5 protein-coding genes and 1 pseudogene are annotated in these 6,032 nt (G+C 51.3%); 3 read left to right on the forward strand and 3 right to left on the reverse strand.

Annotated elements, in window-relative coordinates; all coding sequences use genetic code 11:
* Positions 1-192: 192 nt before the first annotated feature.
* A complete protein-coding gene (locus L0156_25625; protein MCI0606379.1) occupies positions 193-702 on the forward strand; it encodes a DUF4136 domain-containing protein in 510 nt (169 codons plus the stop codon).
* A 209-nt stretch (positions 703-911) separates the two neighbouring features.
* Here the strand turns inward: L0156_25625 and L0156_25630 are convergent, their stop codons facing one another.
* Both L0156_25630 and L0156_25635 read right to left on the reverse strand, forming a co-directional pair.
* Positions 912-3,548, reverse strand: coding sequence for an ABC transporter permease (locus L0156_25630; protein ID MCI0606380.1), 2,637 nt, complete (start codon positions 3,546-3,548; stop codon positions 912-914).
* 3 nt (positions 3,549-3,551) lie between these two features.
* Complete coding sequence (locus tag L0156_25635; GenBank protein ID MCI0606381.1) at positions 3,552-3,887, reverse strand: PadR family transcriptional regulator; 336 nt, start codon at positions 3,885-3,887, stop codon at positions 3,552-3,554.
* A gap of 203 nt (positions 3,888-4,090) precedes the next feature.
* On the opposite strand from L0156_25635, the gene L0156_25640 reads away from it, so the two are divergent.
* Together L0156_25640 and L0156_25645 are read left to right on the forward strand one after the other, a co-directional pair.
* Positions 4,091-5,038, forward strand: a complete 948-nt coding sequence (locus L0156_25640; GenBank protein ID MCI0606382.1) for a hypothetical protein — start codon at positions 4,091-4,093, stop codon at positions 5,036-5,038.
* A gap of 11 nt (positions 5,039-5,049) precedes the next feature.
* Positions 5,050-5,289: a hypothetical protein gene (locus L0156_25645; GenBank protein ID MCI0606383.1), complete on the forward strand. Its 240-nt coding sequence runs from the start codon at positions 5,050-5,052 to the stop codon at positions 5,287-5,289.
* Between the two features lie 5 nt (positions 5,290-5,294).
* Here the strand turns inward: L0156_25645 and L0156_25650 are convergent.
* A pseudogene (locus tag L0156_25650) lies at positions 5,295-5,767 on the reverse strand (AMP-binding protein).
* Positions 5,768-6,032 lie beyond the last annotated feature (265 nt).

Here is a 6,032-nt window from a genome sequence, read left to right on the forward strand (position 1 = left end):
AGGAGTCGTCGAAAATTTTTGGTGAGGTTGCAAATTACAATTTCAATCTGGTGGACTTTGCGCTCGCGCGCAATGACTCCCGCGTAAAGCGTTTTGCCAAGACTTAGTTCAGCGGCGAGACGTCCGAAGAGTCAGAGGGAGCGCGGACTACAACCTCTGCCCGCGCTCCAACTAATACCGGAAGATTAAGAAATGGAACACTCACCAAATATCTCTTTATCTCCATTCTCTCCACATCCCCCTTTTTACACTCCTAAATCAAAAAGCACTTCACGATCAACAGTGCAAACAGAGCCGGGAAAATCCAGCGCGAGTGTCTATCGAACTTTTAAAGCGGTTGCTTTCTTCTGGGCAACAATGAATCGATTGATGCCCACGACGCAAATGAGCGTGAGAAATATCAGAAGCGTGCAGCCAAAAACAAAAAAATCCATGCGGGTCAAAAAACAAACGTGGCAGGAAATTAGCAATCAGCAGGGAAAAGGAGGAGATTGCATGAAAGCATTAGTGACAGCGGTTGTTTTCCTTCTGATTGCGAGCGGCGTAACTTTTGCCGATGTGAATACTGACTGGGATAAAACGATTGATTTCTCTGTTTACAAGACGTATTCATGGCCAAAGGTAAAAACTCCCAACGAACTTTGGGATAAGCGAGTTATGACTGCAATCGATAGCGCTTTGCAATCCAAGAGATGGGTTTAAGAAATTCCCTCCAGGTGCTGAGAAGAAATAAGAATCAATCAAAGGTTGCGCAAGTCGATATCGGACTTTGGGAAGTGACGAGTGTTTTGTGTAACGAGAATCAGCCCTTCCGTATGCGCTGTAGCTGCGATTAAGGCATCTGTCGAACTCAACGTGATCCATTTGTGGCGGAATTCCTTGAAGAGTACGACTATTTCCTGAAAATGTTCCTATTCCGTTCGAAGGGTTGTGGCTGGATCGATACGCGAGGCGCGCCAGGCGGGGATGCCCGATGCGATGGTTGCTATGCAACCGAGCAGGGCGATTACGCTGAGATAGGTAAGCGGATCAAGTGGCGATATTTCGAATAGCATTGCGACGATTGCTTGCGTCACCACGGCTGCGCCTAACAATCCGATTGCAACACCGAAACCAGTGAGTGTGATTCCCTGGCGAACGATCATAGCAATGATCTCTCGTCGGGACGCGCCAAGAGCGGAGCGGACACCGATTTCGCGTGTGCGTTCTGCAACGCTGCCGGCAAGTACGCCATAGATGCCGGCGGCGGCGAGAATCAATGCTGCCAGAGCAAATGCTTGAAACAAAATCAAGGCGAAGCGTCGCTCTGCTACGGATTCCGCAAGTAAATCATCCATCGTTGCAACGCGAGTAATGGGTTGGTCCTTGTCCACTGACCAGATTGCCTGTCGAAATGCGGAAATCTGCGAAGACGAGACGTCCGCGCTACTTATAACCAGTGACATCGCATTGTCTGCAAAGGGCCACTGGGTTGCAGGAATGTATACAGCGGTTAATTGACTCACCGCTAATGACATTTGTTTTACGTCCGCGGCAACTCCAATGATCGTGTAAGGCGGACCGTCCATTGGTCCGATGCGCAAGCGTTGACCAATCGGATTGACGCGAGGAAATCTGAGCTTTGCAAGCGATTCACTGATCAGCGCAACGAACGGAGCCTCTGTGCGATCATTTTCGGCGAACGAACGGCCGCGGCGGATCGGAATGCGCATCGTTTCAATGTAGCCGGGACTGACCGCGTATCGAAAAGCACTGTAGGTTTGCGCCTGTTGTGATGGAGTCGCTTCAAAGTGGACTCCATATTCATCGAGATCGCCACTCAGCGGCAACTGGCTCGTGAGCGCCGCACTCGTGACTCCCGGAACGCGTTTCACTGAGTCTAACGTTTGCGCGAAAAACTGATCCGTCTCCGCGTCGCTTTCGAAACGTAGACCCGATGTTTGCACTTGCATTGTAAGTACACGCGAAGGATCGAATCCTATGTCAACAGCAAAGAGTCGTTCGAGACTTCGCCACAACAAGCCTGAGCACACAAGCAGCACTAGAGTGAGAGCGACTTCTCCCACAACCAGCGCATTGCGGGCGTGAGCGTGTTGGCCAGCAGCACGGCGCGAGTTCTGTTGGAGGTCTGCGTGAAAATCGTTTTGCGACGCATTCCGCGCCGGAATCAATCCGAAGGCAACGCCGTTTAATGTGGTGATACACAATGCAAAAAGGAACACAGTGCCATTGACGCCGATTGCGCCGACGCGCGGCAGATCTGCAGGGCTGAGCGCGATGAGTGCTCGCGTAGTGAGTATTGCAACAGCAATTCCGACAATCCCTCCCAACAACGCGAGGAGCAGTGACTCCGTGAACAATTGCCGGATCAATCGACCACGTCCCGCTCCCAATGCAGCGCGCATCGCGAATTCGCCGCGCCTTTGTTCGCTTCGCGCAAGCAGCAGGTTGGTCACATTCACACACGCGATCAGCAACACCAGAAGCGCCGCTTCAAGAATCGCAAGAAGCGCGGGTCTGGCTTCGTGCGTGATGTCCTTCTGCAACGAAGACACGACCAGTTTCACATTCTGTCCGTACGTAGCTGGCCGTTGTTCTGTCAGAACAGCGCGGCCAATCTGGTCGATTTCTTGCGTTGCTTGATCCATGGTGACTCCGGGCCGGAGTCGTCCGACTGTTCGCAGATGATGACCCCAAGCCCTTCCCTGCGACATGTCATATTGGAGCGGCGCCCACACCTCTGCGCTTGGAGAGAGCACATTTTCAAACTCATTTGGCATCACCCCAATGACAACATAGCTTTCGTCATCCAAAATAATTTCGCGGCCGATGATCGTGCGATCCCCACCGAAGCTCCGCAACCAGAGTGTGGAGCTAAGAATGATCACATTTGGTCCGCGGAGCCGGTCCTCTTCTGCGTGAAATTTTCTGCCAGCCGTGGGTGCGATACCCAGCACATCAAAATAGCTTGCGCTGATGCGCTGACCGTTGAAACGCTCTGGTTGTCCGTACCCTGTCATTGTTGGCTGCCACGGTTTGTAAACGGCAATCGATTCAAACGAGCGATTGCGGTCCAGCAGTCCGCGGTACATGCCGAACGTTCCCTCGTTGCGTGAGCCATCACTGTTTATTTCGGAAATTGTGGCGATTCGATTTGCATCCGGGTAGGGTAAAGGCTCAAACAGGATCGGGTTGACGGCTCCGAAAATCGCAGTGGTTGCGCCAACGCCGATCGCAATGGTGAGTACTGAGACTGCGGTGAAAACGGGCAGAGCTCGCAGTTGACGGCACGCATAACCCAGGTCGGCGACTAACGTTTCAATTGCGTTTTCCCATCCGTAATCGTACACGCGCTCTCGCACATTCGTATGGCTTCCCACCTCCAACCTTACTTTTCGCGCTGCTTCTTCAGGTAATAGTCCGCGCGCTATCTGCGCCGCTGTAGCCTCATCAAGATAATGCTTCACTTCATCCGAGATTTCTTGTTCGACTACGGTTCGATTGATGATTCTGCGAAAACCGCGTGCAAGCTGGCGCGAGAGTGACATCGGCTAGCCTTCTATCTTCAAAAGACGCGTGATCGCCGCTACACGACGAGTCCAATCCGCGGTCTCCAGGTCAAGTTGTTTTTCCCCTGCACGAGTGAGTGAATAGAATTTCGCGCGTCTGGAGTTTTCCGTCTGTCGCCACTCCGCATCTATCCATCCCGCGCGCTCCAACCGCTGCAATGCAACCAGAAGCGAACCGGGGTTTACTTTGAACACACCACGCGAAATCTGTTCAATCCTGCGGGCAATGCCGAAACCATGCATCGGTTCCAAACTGAGAGTCTTCAGAATCAGCATGTCGAGCGTTCCCTGAATTACATCTGTTGTGGGCTCTGTCATTTTTTACTTCCAACCCCTCTTTAATCTCCCACTTCATCAGGGGGAGAAACAAGCGCTATGCCTAGACCCTAGTCCTTTTCATCTTGATTGTCAAGATGTGAACGTCAACAGGAATATCTTCCGGTTGGCACTTTCCAGACCCAAGAGAGTGGAATCGCCAAGCAGAGTTGGCAACCTCGCGCACCTTTGCGAGGAGGTTCCTCATGGCATCTGGCTTGCTCCTTGTGGAAATCATAGGAGGCGCTATGAAGATTGATCGCTTACGAGATGGGAACATTCCAGATTCAATCACGATAAAAGACGAATCAACACCAAAGCCTGTTGGAAAGGTGGTTGAGGAAAAAGCTCAAGAACCGGTGCAGTTGCAAAGACCTTTGCCGAAAGCGGATAGCGTGGAGATGAAGGAGAGTTCAGTATACCTTGACAAGATCACGGCAGGACCGAAGCTGGATCCATCTAAAACCAATCTTGCGAAAGAACTTACTTCAACCGTAAAGGAAATTCCTACAGGTTTAAAAGAAGTACCTGCGGCACTTATTCCGGGCGTTCCTTTTCGCGAGAAAGTTGAGCTGTCGAAGACCCTTCCTGGCGGTCAAGCAGTCGATGCGGGATTGGTAAGCAATCTCGGAATTGGAAAAACCTGGACCGGGCCGAATCGGATGGGAGTTGATTTGGGAGTCGGCGGAGTCGATGTAAAGAGTCAACTCGATGACGCTTTGAAGCTGAGACAAGGCTTCCAATCACCTTCCACTCCAACCGGTAGCGAAACCTATCAGCCGGTCGCTGGGAAAGCGGATATCGGACCCTTCGATCGTCCGGGAATGGAAAAAATCTCGGCATTGAAGGATGGTGGGGTTGGAGACCTCTTGAATTCCGTTATAGAGAAAGGTAAGGCAATACTTGATAAAGTCGTCGACTACGCAAAAGACATATCCGTTGAAAAATTCGGAAAAATTCCAGGCACCGGCGAAGCCATGGATCTTCTCGATGCACCGGGAAAAGTGAAAGAAGTTACGGGCGATACAAACGATCTCCCGCGCGGGATCTCGGCCGTGCTGTATCCTGAATCCCGCCTGGACAAAATTGAGGATGCAGCGGACGAAGAAAATAAATATGTGAATCCGATCCGGCGACCGTTCCTACGCATGTAACGGATGAAGCAATGGAGAAAGTTCTTATCCGCGAGGGCGCCAATACCATGCCTTCGAACGAGGATACACCTTTGAGTGGAATCGATGGATCGAAATTGACTGCGCCAGAACAATTCAGTAATCCGCGTCTCAACATGGTGGCCGATCCTAGAATAGAAGATGCGAGTCAAATGACGCCGGCTTCACTTGAATCGATTCAGGTGCTTCAGGATGCGACAGGCCCCGATAAGATAGATCCGGATAAACTCTAATTCAGTTATTGTTTGGAGATAGAAGTTCTGTTGCCGCGGAGAACGTATTTTTGAATTTTGCCGGTGGCAGTTTTTGGAAGTTCCGTTAGAAAAGTGAAACCTGTTGGTGTTTTGAAATGCGCCATGTTCGCGCGCGTGAATTCTCTCAGCTCGGTTTCATCCGCGGTGGCTCCCGGCTTCAACACAATAAACGCATGGGGAGTTTCGCCCCACCGTTCATGCGGAACTCCCACAACTGCAACTTCATGAACGGCAGGATGTCGCAGAATTACACCTTCCACTTCAACGGAGGAAATATTTCGCCGCCACTGATGATGACGTCCTTTAAATGATCCCGAATCTCCGCATAACCATCCGGGTGGATGACTGCAGCATCGCCGGTGTGAAACCAGCCATCTGGCATCACGCGAGCGGTGGCTTCCGGATCTTGAAAATAGCCTTGCATCACTGCATTTCCACGAACAACGATTTCACCGACCTAAGTTTGTAGCAGCGAATTCATTCGCTACTTTTTATAGCGAGACCTCCTTATGAAGGAGGGGATTAAGGGGAGGTTGGGAAATGCTCCAGAAAGACAACCCCCTCTTTCTCTCCCCCCTTTATAAGGGGGAGAAATCGAGCAAAGCACCGTTGGGACATTACTATTTTTTCTTCCAGCCCGGGCCCCGAACGACGCGCCCCGGAGTTGCTCCTGTGTGCTCGCCGTTCTTAAGGACCTGCACACCATTGACAAAAACATGATG

The sequence above is a fragment of the bacterium genome (assembly GCA_022616075.1).
In the GTDB taxonomy this organism is placed as follows: Bacteria; Acidobacteriota; HRBIN11; order JAKEFK01; family JAKEFK01; genus JAKEFK01.